The following is a 14,263-nucleotide window of genomic DNA, read 5'->3' as shown; positions in this document are numbered from 1 at the left end:
GGGCGCGCTTTGTTGTGGGAGCGGCTTCAGCCGCGATACTCCGTCTCGTGCCGACAGGCACGCTCGAGCAACGCAGTGTTCACGCCGCAGCGCTGGCGCGCTCGCAGGGTTTTTGCCAAGCTGCCGGCATGCCGAAGCCGTCGCCCCGCCATCGTTCGATGCATGTCGCCGCGGCATTCGCGGTCGCCGCGTTCGCGGCATCCGCACCTGCGCGCGCGACGCCGGATACGTATCGTTTCGACCTCGTCCACACGCAGGTGTTGTTCGCGGTGGATCACCAGCGCTTCTCGCAGCCGCAAGGACGCCTGCACGTCAAGGAAGGCTGGTTCCAGTTCGACCCCGCGGACTGGAGCAGCGCACGCGTCGACGTCGTCGTCGACCTCGCCTCGCTCGATCTCGGCGACGCCAAATGGAACGACACGGCGACCTCGGGCCAACTGCTCGCCGTCGCGCGCTGGCCGACCGCGCGCTACACGAGCCGCAGCGTCGAACGCAAGGACGCCACCCACGGCGTCATCCACGGTGATCTCACGTTCCACGGCCAGACGCGCGCGCTCGATCTCGCGTTCACCCTCAATCACGTCGGCAACGATCCGTACGCGTTCAAGCAGAAGGCCGGCTTCTCCGCGACCGCGACCTTGCCGCGCTTCGAGTTCGGCATCACGCGCTACAAGGACGTGATCGGTGCCGAAGTGGAACTGCGCATCGAAGTCGAAGGCCTGCGCGACCGCGCCGCCGCACCGAAGAAGGACGAATGACGATGCCGCTCAAGAGCGACGCGACGCGCTGGGGCACCCTCGCCAAGGCGTTCCATTGGACCATCGTGGCGCTGCTGCTCGTGCAGGGCACGCTCGGTCTCGTCATGGTCGAGCTGCCGAAGAAGCCGAGCGTGATCACCTGGTTCACGCTGCACAAGTCGCTCGGCCTGACGATCCTGCTGCTCGCCGTGCTGCGTCTTGGCTGGCGCCTGTTCGATCCGCGCCCGCAGGAACCCGCCTCCATGCCTCCCTGGCAGGCGACCGGCGCTCGCGTCGGACACGCGCTGCTCTATGCGCTGCTGTTCGCCGTGCCGCTGTCGGGCTGGCTGTTCGATTCGGCGACCGCGCTGCGGCCGCTCGTCTGGTGGGGCGTCGTGCCGATGCCGAGCCTCACCGGCGGCGCCGCGCCGGGCCTCAAGGACATCGCCCAGGAAGCGCACGAATGGCTTTTCTGGACGCTCGTGCTCGTCGCCGCAGGCCATGCGGCTGCCGCACTCGTTCATCATTTCGTCAATCGCGACGAGGTGTTGCGCCGTATGCTGCCGCAACGCCGATCGCGCGTCGGCTGAACCCATCCGCTTCCGGAGAACCGCCATGCTGCGCATCCTGACCCTCGCCTTCCTGCTGCTGCCCGCCGCCGCGTCCGCGCGTGACTGGGCGGTCGATGCGTCGAAGAGCACGCTCGGCTTCAAGGGCAGCTACCAGGGCGAAACGTTCGACGGCACGTTCAGGAAGTTCGACGCGACCATCGCCTACGACGCAGCCGACCCGTCGACCGGCAAGTTCGACGTCACGGTCGATCTCGCGAGCGCGGACACCGCGAGCGCCGAGCGCGACGATTCGCTCAAGGGCAGCGACTTCTTCGCCGTGTCGAAATTCCCGAAGGCGCACTTCGTCACGGAGTCGTTCGCGAAGGCCGCCGACGGTCGCGTGACCGCACGGGGCAAGCTCACGATCCGCGACCAGACCAAGCCGGTCACGCTCGAGGTGACGTTCGCCGAAACCGGCAACACCGCGACGCTCGACGTCGCCACCGTGCTCAAGCGCGCCGACTTCGGCCTCGGCGCCGGCAGCGACTGGTCCGACGTCGGCGCCGACGTCTCCGTCCACGGCCATCTCACCCTGACGGCGAAATGACGGAACTCAGGGCAAAAGATTGAAACACGAAGGACACGACGGACACGAAATGGAGCGACGCCCCGATCGAAGCGCGGATTTCGTGGATCTGTCGATTGCGTCGGTAGCGCAGCCATGCACGGATCCTCGAGCCATGCGCGACGTCGACGCCACAAAGCGTCTTCCGTCATGTCCTTCGTGAAAAGGCTTTCCGCTTGGTTCTGCTTCCCTCATGAGTCCCTCATCGATCTGGCAGCGGGTGCGGGCGCGCCTCGTGCGCGAACCCGCGCGCGCAGGCGAGGGTGTCGCGCACGGCGACCAGGCGGCGCAGAGCCTGCGCGCGCTGCTCGATGATCCGCAGATCCCGAAGGCCGTGCGCGAGAGCCTCGCGGCGGAGTTCGCGCGGCTCGAATCGATGCTCGGCAAGCTCGAGCGCGGCGAGCTGCACATCGCCGTGTTCGGCCGCGTCAGCGTCGGCAAGTCGGCGCTCGCCAACGCGCTGCTCGGTGAAGACGCGTTCACCGTCGGCGTGCTGCACGGCACGACGCGCGAAGCGGGCCAGCGCGCCTGGCGGGAAGTCGCCGGCGGTGGCGTGCACCTCATCGACACGCCCGGCATCGACGAACTCGACGGCGAGGCGCGCGAACGCCTCGCCTACGACGTCGCCGGCGTCTGCGACCTCGTCGTGTTCGTCGTCGACGGCGACATGACGCAGCGCGAGCGCGATGCGCTCGCGACGCTCGCGCTCACCGAACGGCCGCTGCTGCTCGCACTCAACAAGGCCGACCGCTACCGCGAGGACGAACGCGACCGCCTGCTCGAACGCCTGCGCGAACATGCAGCGGGGCTCGTGCGTGCCGACGACGTCGTCGCGATCGCGGCGCAACCGGCCGCGATCAAGCGCGTGCGCGTCGCCGCCGACGGCAGCGAACAGGCCGAACTCGTCGAACAGGTGCCCGAGCTCGGCGCGCTGCGCGCGCGCCTGCTCGCCGTGCTCGAACGCGAGGGCCGCACGCTCGTCGCGCTCAACGCGAGCCTCTTCGCCGGCCGCGTCGCCGACCAGGTCGGCGCACGTATCGCCGAGGCGCGACGCGAACTCGCCGGCACGGTGATCCGCCAGTACTGCATCGCCAAGGCACTCGCGGTCGCGCTGAACCCCATTCCGGTCGCCGACCTGCTCGCCGCCGGCGCCCTCGACGGCGCGCTCGTCATGCACCTCGGCCGCGTCTACGGCCTGCCACTGACGAAGAGCGAGGCGGGCACCTTGATCGCGGTGATCACCGCACAGCTCGCCGCACTGATGGGCGCGATCTGGGGCGTGCATCTCGTCGCTTCGGCACTCAAGGGCCTCAGCGCCGGCGTTTCGACCGTCGTCACCGCCGGCGCACAGGGCGCGCTCGCCTGGTACGCGACCGAACTCGTCGGGCGCGCCGCGGAGAAATACCTCGTCGCCGGCAAGTCCTGGGGCGAGCTCGGGCCCAAGCGCGTCGTCGCCGACATCGTCGCGAACCTCGATCGCGACTCGATCCTGCGCGAGGCGCGCGAGGAAATCCTGCGGCGGCTGCGCACGCGCTCCGCGTGATGTCCGCTCGACCGGCTGCGGCGGCCGACGCTGCGCGCTGCCCTCGCGATGGCTTTCGTCCCGGACATCCGTATTGATCGACGTGCGCCGACCGCATCCGCGAGGTTTCCATGTCGCTTCGATCCCTGATCTTCACCGCCCTGCTCGCGCCTGTCGCCGCGCTCGCCGCCGATGGCGACCCCGACGGCGGCTTCGCCGGCGGCGGCCTCGCCACGCGCGTCGTCACATCGCCCTTCTACGTCGTGAGCGCCGATGCCGCCATCGACGCGGGCGGGGACGTGCTCGTTGCCTCCACCGAGGGCGTGAGCAGTGGCAGCCGCGCGACCAGATTCGTCGTCGCCCGCTTCACCGCCGATGGCGCGGTCGACGAAGGCTACGGCGACGCCGGCGTCGCGCGAGTCGATTTCAGCGACGGCGCGGCCGACTACCCCGCCTACGCGAGCGTGATCGCCACGGCGCCGGGCGGCAAGGTCGTCGTCGCCGGGCGCATCGGCAGCGGCAACGACACCGGCATTGCGCGCCTGCTCGTCGACGGCGTGCCCGATCCCGCGTTCGGCGACGCTGGTCGCGTGCGCCTCGCACTCGGCAATGGCAGCGGCAACAACACCGTCTACGGCCTCGCCGCCGACGCGGACTCGCGAACCTGGGCCCTCGTCGGCACGGTGCCGTCGCACACGCTCGTGCGGCTCGCCGAAGATGGCACCCCTGATGCCTCGTTCGGTGACGGCGGCGTGCTCACGCTGTCCGCGCCGTGCTGCTATTCGCCGCTCGCACTCGCGTTCGACGCGCAGGGTCGCATCCTGCTCGCGGGCAGCGCGAACACGAATGCAGCAACGATGGCGGTGCAGCGGCGGCTCGCCGACGGCGAGCTCGACACGACGTTCGGCGAAGGCGGCACGATCGTCGTGCCGATCGATGCGAACTCGGCCGTGCAGCGCGTGCTGCCCACGCCGGACGGCGGCATCGTCGCGATCGGCAACAGCGCTTCGCTCGCGGGAGGCAACTCGGCGAAGGGGCGCATCACCGCGTTCAAGCTCACCGCCAATGGCGCGCTCGATGCCGGGTTCGGCGACGCGGGCGTCCGCATCGTCGATTTCGGCGGCGAGGAGGACGGGCTCGGCTTCCCGGACCTGCATGCCGTGCTCGGTGCGGACGGCAAGGTCGTGATCGCGCGCGCCACCTCGCAAGCGGCCGCCGTGCGCGTCGCGCGCCTGCTGCCCAACGGTGCACTCGATGCGACATTCCCAGGCGGCGGCAAGCAGACCTTGCTGCAGTCGATCGGCGGCCTGTCGTTCGGCACCGTGCTGCTCGCGCCGGGCCGGCTTCTGCTCGCCGGCGCGTACGGTACGACCGGCGATCTTGCGCTCTACGCCGGCGCGTGGCGCGACGGCGACGGCCTGTTCCGCGACGGTTTCGAACACGGCGCAGTGACCCGCCTAGCCCTTGGTCCCGGGCGTGGCGGGCGCATTGCCGGCAATGCGCACCTCGGTGCCCGCGGCGATGCCGTCGGGCGGGTTCTGGATCACGCGGTCGTTCGCGTCGAGGCCTGAGCCGAGCTGGATCGTCTTGCCGTAGTCGCGCGCGATCGTGACCGTCTTCATGACGATGCGGTTGTCGGCATCGACGGTCGCGACACGCAGGCCGGCCGCGTCGAAGATCAGGGCGCTCGCGGGCACGCTCAAGGCGGTTGCGTCGTGCGGCATCGCGAGGCTCACGTTCGCGTACGCGCCAGGCAGGAGTGTGCCGGCGGGGTTGTCGACGACGAGTTGCATCAGCGTCGTACCCGATTGCGCGTTCACCGCCTGCGCGGACGCCTCGACCGTCGCCGTGTAGCGCTTCTCCGGGTGCTCGGGCACGCTCAGCGTCGCCCGGGTGCCGGGCGGCACGTCGGGCACGAAGTTCTGCGGCACGTTGACGTACACGCGCAGCTTGCGCGTGTCGGAAACGACGAACAGCTCCTGCCCCGCCGCACTGCCCGCGTTGACGAGGGCGCCGACGTCGGTGTTGCGCGCGGTGACGATGCCGTCGAACGGCGCGACGATGCGCGTGAAGCCCTTCAACGCGATGTAGCGGTCGACGTTGGCCTTCGCCGACGCGACCAGCGCGCGCTTCGCCGCGAGGTCGCCGGTCTTTTCGTCGACGTCCTGCTTCGATACCGCGTTCGACTGCAGGATCTTCTGCCAACGCTCGGCAGTGATGCCGGCGAGCTTCTCGTTGGCCTGCGCGGTCGCGAGGTCCGCGCGCGCCTGCTGCAGCTGCTGGTCGAGGTCGGGCGTCTCGATCTCGGCGAGCAGTTGCCTCGCCTTCACCGGCGTGCCGATGTCCGCGCTCCAGCTCTTGAGGAAACCGCTCGTGCGCGCGTACAGCGGTGCGCGCGCATAGGCTTCGAGGCGGCCGGGCAACTTGAGTTCGTCACCGTCCGCGCTCGCGCTCGGCGGCGCGACGGCGACGGTCGGGATCGCCTGCGCCTCGGTCCATTTGCGCAAGCGCGCGTCACCGCGGCTGCGCGCGAGCACGCCGGTAGCGACGATCGCGACGGCGGCGAGCGCGCCGACGACGCCGGCGATGCGCAGGCCGCGTTTCGTTCGACGGGTATCAGACGGCGACATGGGGAACTCCGATGGCAGGGGCCGCGGGCGCTTTCTTGCCGTGGCGCGAATGGATGATGCTGAAGACGACCGGCACGAACAGCAGTGTCGCGATCGTCGCGAAGACGAGGCCACCGATCACCGCGCGGCCGAGCGGGGCGTTCTGCTCGCCGCCTTCACCGAGGCCGAGCGCCATCGGCGCCATGCCGATGACCATCGCGAGCGCGGTCATGAGCACGGGGCGGAAGCGCACGAACCCGGCCTCCAGGGCTGCCGCGGTCGCATCGCCGAGCAGGTCGAGCTTCTCGCGCGCGAAGCTGATCACCAGCACGCTGTTCGCGGTGGCGACGCCCATGCACATGATCGCGCCGGTCAGCGCGGGCACGGACAGGGTGGTGTGCGTCGCGAACAGCATCCAGACGATGCCGGCGAGCGCGGCCGGCAGCGCGGTGATGATCACGAACGGATCGCTCCACGACTGGAAGTTGACGACGATGAGGAGGTAGATCAGCACGATCGCGCCGAGCAGGCCGAACGACAGGCCCGCGAACGCGCTGTTCATCGTCTTCACCTGGCCGAGCATCGACACGCTTGCACCCTTGGGCAGGTCGGCCTTGCTTGCGTCGATGATCTTCGACAGGTCGGCCGCGACCGCGCCGAGATCGCGCCCCTGCGTGGTTGCGTAGACCTGCACCATCGGCAGGATGTCGTACTGCGACACGACGGCACTCGAGGTCGTGCGGTCGATGTCGGCGATGCCGCCCAGCACCTGCGGCGTTCCGCCCGACGACGGCGTCACCGGCAGGTTGCGGAGGTCCGCGAGCGAATCGACCGAATACTGCGGCGTCTGCATCACGATGGAGTAGGACACGCCGTTCTGCGGGTTCAGCCAGAACGTCGGCGCGACCTGGCTGGACCCCGCGAGGTTGACCACCATGCTGTTGGTGACGTCGCGCTCGGTCACGCCCGCGTACTGGGCGCGGCTGCGATCGACGTCGACCTTGAAGCCGGGGCTCGCGAGCGACTGCTGGATGCGCGCGTCGACGACGCCGGGCACGTGGCGCACCTGGGCGAGCAGCTTCTGCGCGTAGGCGTAGTTTTCGGCGACGCGCGGACCGCGGACCTGCAGGTCGATCGGCGCGGGCGCGCCGAAGTTGAGGATCTGGCTGACGATGTCGGCCGGCAGGAACGAGAACGTCGCGCCCGGGAACCGGCGCGGCAGTTCCTCACGCATGCGCCTGACGTATTCCTCGGTCGGTGCATGGCCTTCCTTCAGCGCGATCTGGATGTCGCCGTCCTGCGAGCCGATCAGGCCGGTGTTGTTGTAGGTCATGTTGATGCTGCTGATCGGCATGCCGATGTTGTCGGCCAGCGCCGCGAGCTCGTCCGGCGGGATGATGCTGCGCACGGCCTGCTCGATCCGCGCGAACGTGTTCGCGGTTTCCTCCACGCGCGTGCCGACCTGGGTGCGCACGTGCATGAGGATTTGGCCGCCATCGACTGCCGGGAAGAAGTTGCGGCCGAGGAAGGGCAGCAGCGCGAACGAGACCAGGACGAATGCCATGAAGCCGATCACGAACGCGCGCCGGCGACCGAGCGCAAGCTCGAGCACGCCGTGATAGCCCGCGCGCACGCGCTCGAAGCGCGCCTCGAATGCACGCTGGAAGCGCACGAGCGGGTTGCGCGACGGCGGCAGCGGGGATTCGGCGCCGTGCCCAGCGCCCGCCCTCACCCCACCCTCGGCTCCGCCGATGGTTCCCGCCTCTCCCGCTGCGCGGGCGGGGGACATCGGCAGGTGGCCTGCGGCCACCGGTTCCTTGATGGGCTTCAGCATGTACTTCGCCATCGTCGGCACGAGCGTGCGCGACAGGATGAACGAGCACGCCATTGCTAAGATCACCGCCTCGGCCATCGGCACGAACAGGAAGCGCGCGACGCCGTCGAGGAAGAACATCGGCACGAACACGATGCAGATGCACAGCAGCGAGACGAACGCGGGCGTCACGATCTGGGCGGCGCCGTCCATGATCGCCGTCTCGACGTCCTTGCCCTGGTCGAGGTGCCAGTTGATGTTCTCGATCGTCACGGTCGCGTCGTCGACGAGGATGCCCACCGCCAGCGCGAGGCCGCCGAGGGTCATGATGTTGAGCGTCTCGCCCGCTGCCGCGAGCATTGCGATCGCGCCCAGCACCGACAGCGGGATCGAAATCGCAATGATCACCGTCGAGCGCCAGCTGCCGAGGAACAGCAGGATCATGAGGCTGGTCAGCACCGCCGCGATCACGCCTTCCTTGGCGACGCCGCTGATCGCCGCGCTGACGAACAGCGACTGGTCGCCGACCGGGGCGATCTTCAGCCCCTCCGGCAGGCTCGGCGCGAGGTCCGCGACCTTCTGCTTGATGCCGGAGATGATCGACAGGGTGGAGATCGCGCCGCTCTTGAGCACGGACATGAGCACCGAGCGGCCGCCGTTCACGTGCACGATGTTGGTCTGCGGCGGATTGCCGTCGTGCGCGTTCGCGACGTCGCGCATGTAGACCATCGTGCCGTTGACCGCCTTGATGGGCAGGTCGTTGAGCGCGTCGATGTCCTTCGGCGCGTTGTTGAGCAGCACGTTGTATTCGAAGTCGCCGATCTTCTGCGTGCCGACCGGCGTGATGAGGTTCTGCGCGGCGAGCGCGTTGGCGACGTCCTGGCCGGACATCCCGCGCGCCTGCAGCGCGGCCGGGTCGAGGTCGATCTGCACCTGGCGCGTCTTGCCGCCGAACGGATACGGGATCGCCGCACCCGGCACCGTGACGAGGCGGGTGCGGATCGTGTTCATGCCGAGGTCGGCGAGGTTCTGCTCGGTGAGGCCCTCGCCGGACAAGGCGAGCTGGATGATCGGCACCGTCGCCGCGCTGTAGTTGAGGATCAGCGGCGGCGTCGTGCCCACCGGCATCTGCTTGATCACGGTCTGCGACACCGCGGTCACCTGCGCGTTCGCGGTGCGGATGTCGACGTTCGGCTGGAAGTAGATCTTGACGATGCCGAAGCCGTTGTACGAGTTGGCTTCGATGTGCTCGATGTCGTTGACGGTCGTCGTCAGCACGCGCTGGTACGGCGTGACGATGCGACCCGACATCTCGTCCGGCGACAGGCCGGTGTATTGCCACGCGACGCCGATGACCGGGATGCGGATGTCCGGGAAGATGTCGACCGGCGTGCGCAGGCCCGCAAGGACCCCGGTGATGAGGATGAGCAGCGCGAGGACGACGAAGGTGTACGGGCGCGTGAGCGCGACGCGGACGATGCCGATCATGCGGAAGGCCAATGTTGCTGCAGGCGCGAATTATCGGTGCACGATTGGCATTCCCAAGCCTGGCGCGGATGAAGAATTGTTCATGTTACGAGGGCCGAGGGCGTTCCCCATTGGAGGAGCCCACCCGGTGGCGACCCCCCAAGCCCACGGCAAGAGCGAATGTCAGCCGGGCGCAGCGTGCGCTCCTACGCCGCCTCGCGCGCAGCCGGCCAGCGGCACCCGCGCAGGCGGTACTCGCGAAGCGCGTGGTGCCGACCGCTCGATGGCATCGCCGCCGCCACGGAAGCGCAGCCGGAGCGAGCCGTCATCCGGCGTGCGACGATCAACACGCCAGGCGCATGCGCGTCCCGTGCGGCGCGTTGTCGTCGATGGTGAAGGCATAGCCATGCAGGCGTGCGATCGCGGCGACCAGCGGCAGGCCGAGGCCGTGGCCGACCGCTTCGTCGGCGCCCGAGGCGGCGCTGCGGTAGAACCGCCGGAGCACTGCGTCGCGTTCGTCCGCGGGGATGCCGCGCCCGTCGTCGGCCACGTCGATGACGACGCGCCCGTCCGCGTTCGTCGCGCGCAGCACCACATGGCCACCGCGCGGCGCGAACTTGATCGCGTTGTCGACGAGGTTGCCGATCGCCTCGAACAGCAGGTGCCCATCGGCGCGCAGCGGCGCGACGCTGCCGAGGTCGAGCGCGAACGCGACCTCCTTCTCCTCGGCGAGCGGCGCATACAGCTCGTGCACTCGCCGCAGCGTTTCGCCGACGTCTACGGTACCGAAGCCTGCACGCCGGCCGATGTCCTCGAGTTCGGAGATGCGCAGCAACGCGCGGAAGCGCTCGAGCAGAGCGTCCGCCTCGACGATGCAGCGCTCGACGAGCTGGTTGCGCGGGTCGCCATCGCCGCCGAGCTGCTGCACGCGATGCAGCTGCGTGCGCAGGCGCGTGAGCGGGGTGCGCAGGTCGTGCGCGATGCTGTCGGACACGCCCTTGACCTCGCCGAGCAGGCGTTCGATCTGCTCGAGCATGCGGTTGACGATCGCGGCGAGCATGTCCAGTTCGTCGCGCCGCTCCGACACCGGCAGGCGCGCGCCGAGATCGCCGCGCATGACCGGCTGGATCGCCGTTTCGATGTCGCGCACGCGCCGCAGCGGGCCGCGACTGAGCAGGTAGCCGCCGAGCAGGCCCGGCACGAGCGTCAGCGACAGCGCCCACAGGAGTCCACTGCGGATGATCGTGCCGACCTGGTCGACGACGCGGTAATCGCGCGCGAGCAGCATCACCGCGCCGTCGCCGAGCCGCAGCGCGACCGCATGCATGCGGCCCGCGCGCTCGCCGCTGATGCGCTGCACGCCCTCCGGCAGCGGATGCACGCGGCCGTCGATCGCGAGCCCTTCGGGCAGGTGCTCGATGTCGCCGGCGACGTAGTGGCCCTGCGCGTCGAACAGGCCCGACGCCATGAGTCCGCGCAGGTCGAGCTGGGTCGTCGCCGCGAGCAGCGCCGGCAGGTGCGCGCGCTCGACCGAAGACAGGTAGCGCAGGCGCTGTTCGAGGATGCTGTCGACGATGCCGTCGAGGTAGCTCGCGGTCTGCCAGCGGATCGCGCCGACCAGCACGACCGTCCAGGCGACGAAGAACGTGCCGTAGACGAGGATCAGCCGCTTCGTACTCGAGCGCCAGCGCCCGCTGAGGCCGTCCTGCCGCGGAGCTGCGTCGGGTCCGTTCACGATGTGCGCATCGCGTAGCCGCAGCCGCGCACGGTGTGGATGAGCGGCTCGAACCCGGGCGCATCGACCTTGCGGCGCAGGCGGCCGATGTGCACGTCGATGACGTTGGTGCCCGGATCGAAGTGGTAACCCCACACCGCTTCGAAGATCATCGTGCGCGTGAGCACCTGGCCGGCATGGCGCATGAGGTATTCGAGCAGGCGGAATTCGAGCGGCAGCAGGTCGAGCGCGGCGCTGCCGCGGCGGGCGGTGCGCGCAATGAGATCGAGTTCGAGGTCGCCGACGCGCAGGGTCGTTTCGCGCGCACCCGCGCCGCGTCGCAGCAGCACCTCGATGCGCGCGGCCATCTCTTCCGGCGCGAACGGTTTGGTCAGGTAGTCGTCGCCGCCCGCGCGCAGGCCGCGCACGCGCGCATCGACGTCGCTGAGCGCGCTGATCATCAGCACCGGCGTATCCACGCCCGCGCGACGCAGCTCCGATACGAGTTCGAGCCCGTCCATGCCCGGCAGCATGCGATCCAGCGTGATCGCGTCGTAGCCGCCCGCGAGCGCGCGCTCGAGGCCCGTGCGGCCATCGCCGACGCAATCGACGTCGTTGCCCGCGGCCTGCAGCTCCGCGGCGATCTCGCGCGCGGTGACCGCGTCGTCTTCGATGGTGAGGATGCGCGCCATGGTGTCCTGGACCGATGCGGCGCAGCTTAGCGCAGCGTGCGATCTCGCTGCAGCGCGCAGGGCGAGGCGGCCGGTCCGTTCTCGCCGCGCCCGGGTAAGCTACGCGAATGACCCACGTCGTCTTTACCTTCGGCGATTTCGTGCTCGACCCGCTCACGCGGGAGCTACGCCGCGCGAATGTGCAACCGTTCCGTGGGCCGTGACGAGCTCGCGTCGGCCGTGTGGGGGCGCACGGACGTCAGCGAAGCGTCGCTGACCCAGGCGATCATGCGCCTGCGGCGCGTCGTCGGCGACGCGTCGTGCAACCGCACGACGCCGCGCCTCGGCTAACGCTGGGCCGACGAACCCACGAACGAGCGCACCTTCGAGCCGTTGCCCGTCGCGAATTCGCCCGCTGCCGCTGCCGAGCCGTCGCCAGGTCGCAAGCGCGGGGCGCGCATCGCATGGGTCGCCGGGGCATCGCTGATGGTCCTCGCGCTCGCCGCATCGGGCGGCTGGTGGCTGTCCACGCATCGCGTCGCCGAAACGGCCGCGGTCACGACGATCGCTCCTGCGGCTGCGCCCGTAGCCGTGATGGTCATGCCGGCGAGCGTCGATGCAGCGGGCGAGTGGGCGTGGCTGCGCCTCGGCCTCATGGACCTCATCGGCAACCAGTTGCGCGACGGCGGCCTGACGACGACGCCGAGCGAAACCACCGTCGGCCTCATCAATGCGAAGCGGCTCGACCCGGAGACGCTCGACGTAGACCCTTCGGTCGCGAAGGTCGCGACCTTGCTGGTCAAGCCGCACGTTTCGCACGCGGGTGGCGTATGGGACGTCGAACTCGCCGCGCACGCCACCCCCGGGACGACGCGCGTCGCGCAGGCGCAGGATCGCGACGTGCTCGTCGCCGCGCGCCGCGCGGCCGATGCGCTGCTGGTCAAGCTCGGCCACACCCCGCCGATGCACCCCGGCGCACCGGAAGGCGTGGAGGAACTCGCTCAACGAATCGCCGCGGCCGGTCTCGTCGGCCAGCTCGATGTCGCGCGCGACATCGCCGGGCACGCGTCGCCCGGCCAGCACGCGCGTCCCGAGATCGCGCTCGCCCTCTCCTACGTCGACTTCTACCAGGGAGACTACGCGGCGAGCCGCGCGCGCTGTGAAGCCCTGCTCGAGCGGGTGCCCGCGGACAAGGACCCGCACATGCGCGCGCTGGTGATCAACCAGCTCGGCGTGATCGATTTCCGCGAGCAGAAGTTCGCCGACGCTGGTGCCGCGTTCGACAAGGCACTCGAACTCCTGCGTTTCGTCAACGACCCGAAGGCGAAGGCGGCCGCGTACACGGGTCGTGGTGGCGTCGACGTGCTGGCCGGGCGCCTCGACGCCGCGACCGCCGAGATGGGCCAGGCGCGCCTGCTGCACGAGATGAGCAATGATGCGTACGGCATGGCAAGGGTCGACCTGAACCTCGGCGCGATCGCGATGTACCGCGGCCAGCCGCTCGCCGCGGCGCCGCTGTTCGAGCAGACCGCCGAGCGCTTCGAAGTGTTGGCGGTGCGCGAGGCGCGCGATTCCGCACTGCGCTCGCTGGCCGAGGCCTACGCGATGCTGGTGGAGCACGACAAGGCCGTCGCGGCGACCGATCGGCTCGTGCAGGAGGATGCGCAGGCTCCGAACACGCGCGAGCGCTGGTGGAACACGCTCAGTCGCGCCGTCGCGCTCGCGGGCGTCGGGCGCCTCGACGAAGCGGTCGTGCTGCTGCAGCGGATCAGTAAGGACGCCGATCCCGACGCCGACGCGGCCGTGCGCAGCGAGGCCGATGCAGCGCTCGCCGACATCGCGTTCGTGCGCGGCGACTACGCCGAGGCCGAGCGCAGCGGGCGTGCCGCCCTGACGCCCGCGCTCGAAAGCGCGAACGACCAGGACTATTTCGGCGTGTGGTTCACGCGTATTCGCGCCTTGCAGGTCAGGGGCGACGTCGCCGGCGCGACGTCGGAAGCCGCCCGCCTCAAGGCGTGGGTGGCGAAGTCGCCGAACGACCGCCGCGCCCTCTACCTGCGCCTGCTCGACGCGCAGCAGGCGCTCATCGAAGGCGATTCCGCGGCGGCTCTCCCCGGCTTCGCCGATGCCCTCGCCCGCGCCGAACGCTCGGGGATTCCCGAAGACATCCTCGCCAGCGCGAGCCCGTACACGGTGGCGCTGGTCACCGCCGGCAAGATCGAGGAAGCCGCCGCGCTCGCCGGGCGCGTCGCGTCGTGGTCCGAACATGACCTCCGCGCCGCGCTCATCGAGGCGCGCGTCCATGGCGCAATGCACAACCAGGTCGCCGCGCAGCGGGCGCAGCATCATGCCAGCGAACTCGCCGGCGAGCGGCCGATCGACGCCGCCGTGCGATAGGCGCGGACCGAGCTAACCCGGTGCACCGCCGTGCTCATGGGAATGAAACGGAATTCACTGCCGTCTGTATCCGGCTTACTCCGTTTTTGCGTCCGTTTTCATGCTCGATGCGGGCGCCGGCGCGCCTGATCGGCGATCGTGGTCCGTCGCCGACAGG

11 protein-coding genes are annotated in these 14,263 nt (G+C 69.9%); 7 read left to right on the top strand and 4 right to left on the bottom strand.

Features of this window, described 5'->3' with window-relative positions:
* The first annotated feature begins 128 nt into the window (after positions 1-128).
* The 5 genes from ACTHK2_RS06840 (at position 129) to ACTHK2_RS06820 (ending at position 5,006) form a co-directional block, all read left to right on the top strand.
* Positions 129-758 carry a YceI family protein gene (locus ACTHK2_RS06840; RefSeq protein ID WP_440244957.1) on the top strand — a complete coding sequence of 210 codons (630 nt, stop codon included), beginning with the start codon at positions 129-131 and terminating at the stop codon, positions 756-758.
* Positions 755-1,327 (top strand): cytochrome b, encoded by a 573-nt coding sequence (locus ACTHK2_RS06835; protein ID WP_440244956.1) that lies wholly within the window; start codon positions 755-757, stop codon positions 1,325-1,327. The genes ACTHK2_RS06840 and ACTHK2_RS06835 overlap by 4 nt, the downstream gene beginning before the upstream one ends.
* A 25-nt stretch (positions 1,328-1,352) precedes the next feature.
* Positions 1,353-1,895 (top strand): YceI family protein, encoded by a 543-nt coding sequence (locus ACTHK2_RS06830; protein ID WP_440244955.1) that lies wholly within the window; start codon positions 1,353-1,355, stop codon positions 1,893-1,895.
* Between the two features lie 211 nt (positions 1,896-2,106).
* The gene (locus ACTHK2_RS06825; protein ID WP_440244954.1) at positions 2,107-3,456 is read left to right on the top strand and encodes a DUF697 domain-containing protein; all 1,350 of its coding nucleotides are present in this window, start codon (positions 2,107-2,109) and stop codon (positions 3,454-3,456) included.
* Between the two features lie 110 nt (positions 3,457-3,566).
* A complete protein-coding gene (locus ACTHK2_RS06820; RefSeq protein ID WP_440244952.1) occupies positions 3,567-5,006 on the top strand; it encodes a hypothetical protein in 1,440 nt (479 codons plus the stop codon).
* Here ACTHK2_RS06820 and ACTHK2_RS06815 read toward each other — a convergent pair.
* From ACTHK2_RS06815 to ACTHK2_RS06800, 4 genes are all read right to left on the bottom strand, one after another.
* Positions 4,893-6,065: an efflux RND transporter periplasmic adaptor subunit gene (locus tag ACTHK2_RS06815; protein WP_440244951.1), complete on the bottom strand. Its 1,173-nt coding sequence runs from the start codon at positions 6,063-6,065 to the stop codon at positions 4,893-4,895. The genes ACTHK2_RS06820 and ACTHK2_RS06815 overlap by 114 nt on opposite strands.
* Positions 6,052-9,345, bottom strand: coding sequence for an efflux RND transporter permease subunit (locus ACTHK2_RS06810; protein ID WP_440244950.1), 3,294 nt, complete (start codon positions 9,343-9,345; stop codon positions 6,052-6,054). The genes ACTHK2_RS06815 and ACTHK2_RS06810 overlap by 14 nt, the downstream gene beginning before the upstream one ends.
* A gap of 322 nt (positions 9,346-9,667) precedes the next feature.
* Positions 9,668-11,059 carry an ATP-binding protein gene (locus ACTHK2_RS06805; protein WP_440244949.1) on the bottom strand — a complete coding sequence of 464 codons (1,392 nt, stop codon included), beginning with the start codon at positions 11,057-11,059 and terminating at the stop codon, positions 9,668-9,670.
* On the bottom strand, positions 11,056-11,730 hold the full coding sequence (locus ACTHK2_RS06800; protein ID WP_440244948.1) for a response regulator transcription factor: 675 nt from the start codon (positions 11,728-11,730) through the stop codon (positions 11,056-11,058). Before ACTHK2_RS06800 ends, ACTHK2_RS06805 begins: the two co-directional genes overlap by 4 nt.
* Before the next feature lie 192 nt (positions 11,731-11,922).
* Between ACTHK2_RS06800 and ACTHK2_RS06795 the strand changes: the two genes are divergently transcribed.
* On the top strand, positions 11,923-12,060 hold the full coding sequence (locus ACTHK2_RS06795; protein ID WP_440244947.1) for a winged helix-turn-helix domain-containing protein: 138 nt from the start codon (positions 11,923-11,925) through the stop codon (positions 12,058-12,060).
* A gap of 135 nt (positions 12,061-12,195) precedes the next feature.
* On the top strand, positions 12,196-14,106 hold the full coding sequence (locus ACTHK2_RS06790) for a tetratricopeptide repeat protein (protein WP_440244946.1): 1,911 nt from the start codon (positions 12,196-12,198) through the stop codon (positions 14,104-14,106).
* Positions 14,107-14,263: the final 157 nt, after the last annotated feature.

The sequence above is a fragment of the Dokdonella sp. genome, from assembly GCF_051958935.1.
Taxonomy (GTDB): Bacteria; Pseudomonadota; Gammaproteobacteria; order Xanthomonadales; family Rhodanobacteraceae; genus Dokdonella_A.
The sequence above is the reverse complement of the archived record's forward strand: the minus strand, read 5'-3'. Positions and strand labels throughout refer to the sequence as shown.

Coding starts and splice junctions, on each gene's coding strand:
- ACTHK2_RS06840 (WP_440244957.1), top strand. CDS start 129: ATGCCGAAGCCGTCGCCCCGCCATCGTTCGATGCATGTCGCCGCGGCA.
- ACTHK2_RS06835 (WP_440244956.1), top strand. CDS start 755: ATGACGATGCCGCTCAAGAGCGACGCGACGCGCTGGGGCACCCTCGCC.
- ACTHK2_RS06830 (WP_440244955.1), top strand. CDS start 1,353: ATGCTGCGCATCCTGACCCTCGCCTTCCTGCTGCTGCCCGCCGCCGCG.
- ACTHK2_RS06825 (WP_440244954.1), top strand. CDS start 2,107: ATGAGTCCCTCATCGATCTGGCAGCGGGTGCGGGCGCGCCTCGTGCGC.
- ACTHK2_RS06820 (WP_440244952.1), top strand. CDS start 3,567: ATGTCGCTTCGATCCCTGATCTTCACCGCCCTGCTCGCGCCTGTCGCC.
- ACTHK2_RS06815 (WP_440244951.1), bottom strand. CDS start 6,065: ATGTCGCCGTCTGATACCCGTCGAACGAAACGCGGCCTGCGCATCGCC.
- ACTHK2_RS06810 (WP_440244950.1), bottom strand. CDS start 9,345: ATGATCGGCATCGTCCGCGTCGCGCTCACGCGCCCGTACACCTTCGTC.
- ACTHK2_RS06800 (WP_440244948.1), bottom strand. CDS start 11,730: ATGGCGCGCATCCTCACCATCGAAGACGACGCGGTCACCGCGCGCGAG.
- ACTHK2_RS06790 (WP_440244946.1), top strand. CDS start 12,196: ATGGTCCTCGCGCTCGCCGCATCGGGCGGCTGGTGGCTGTCCACGCAT.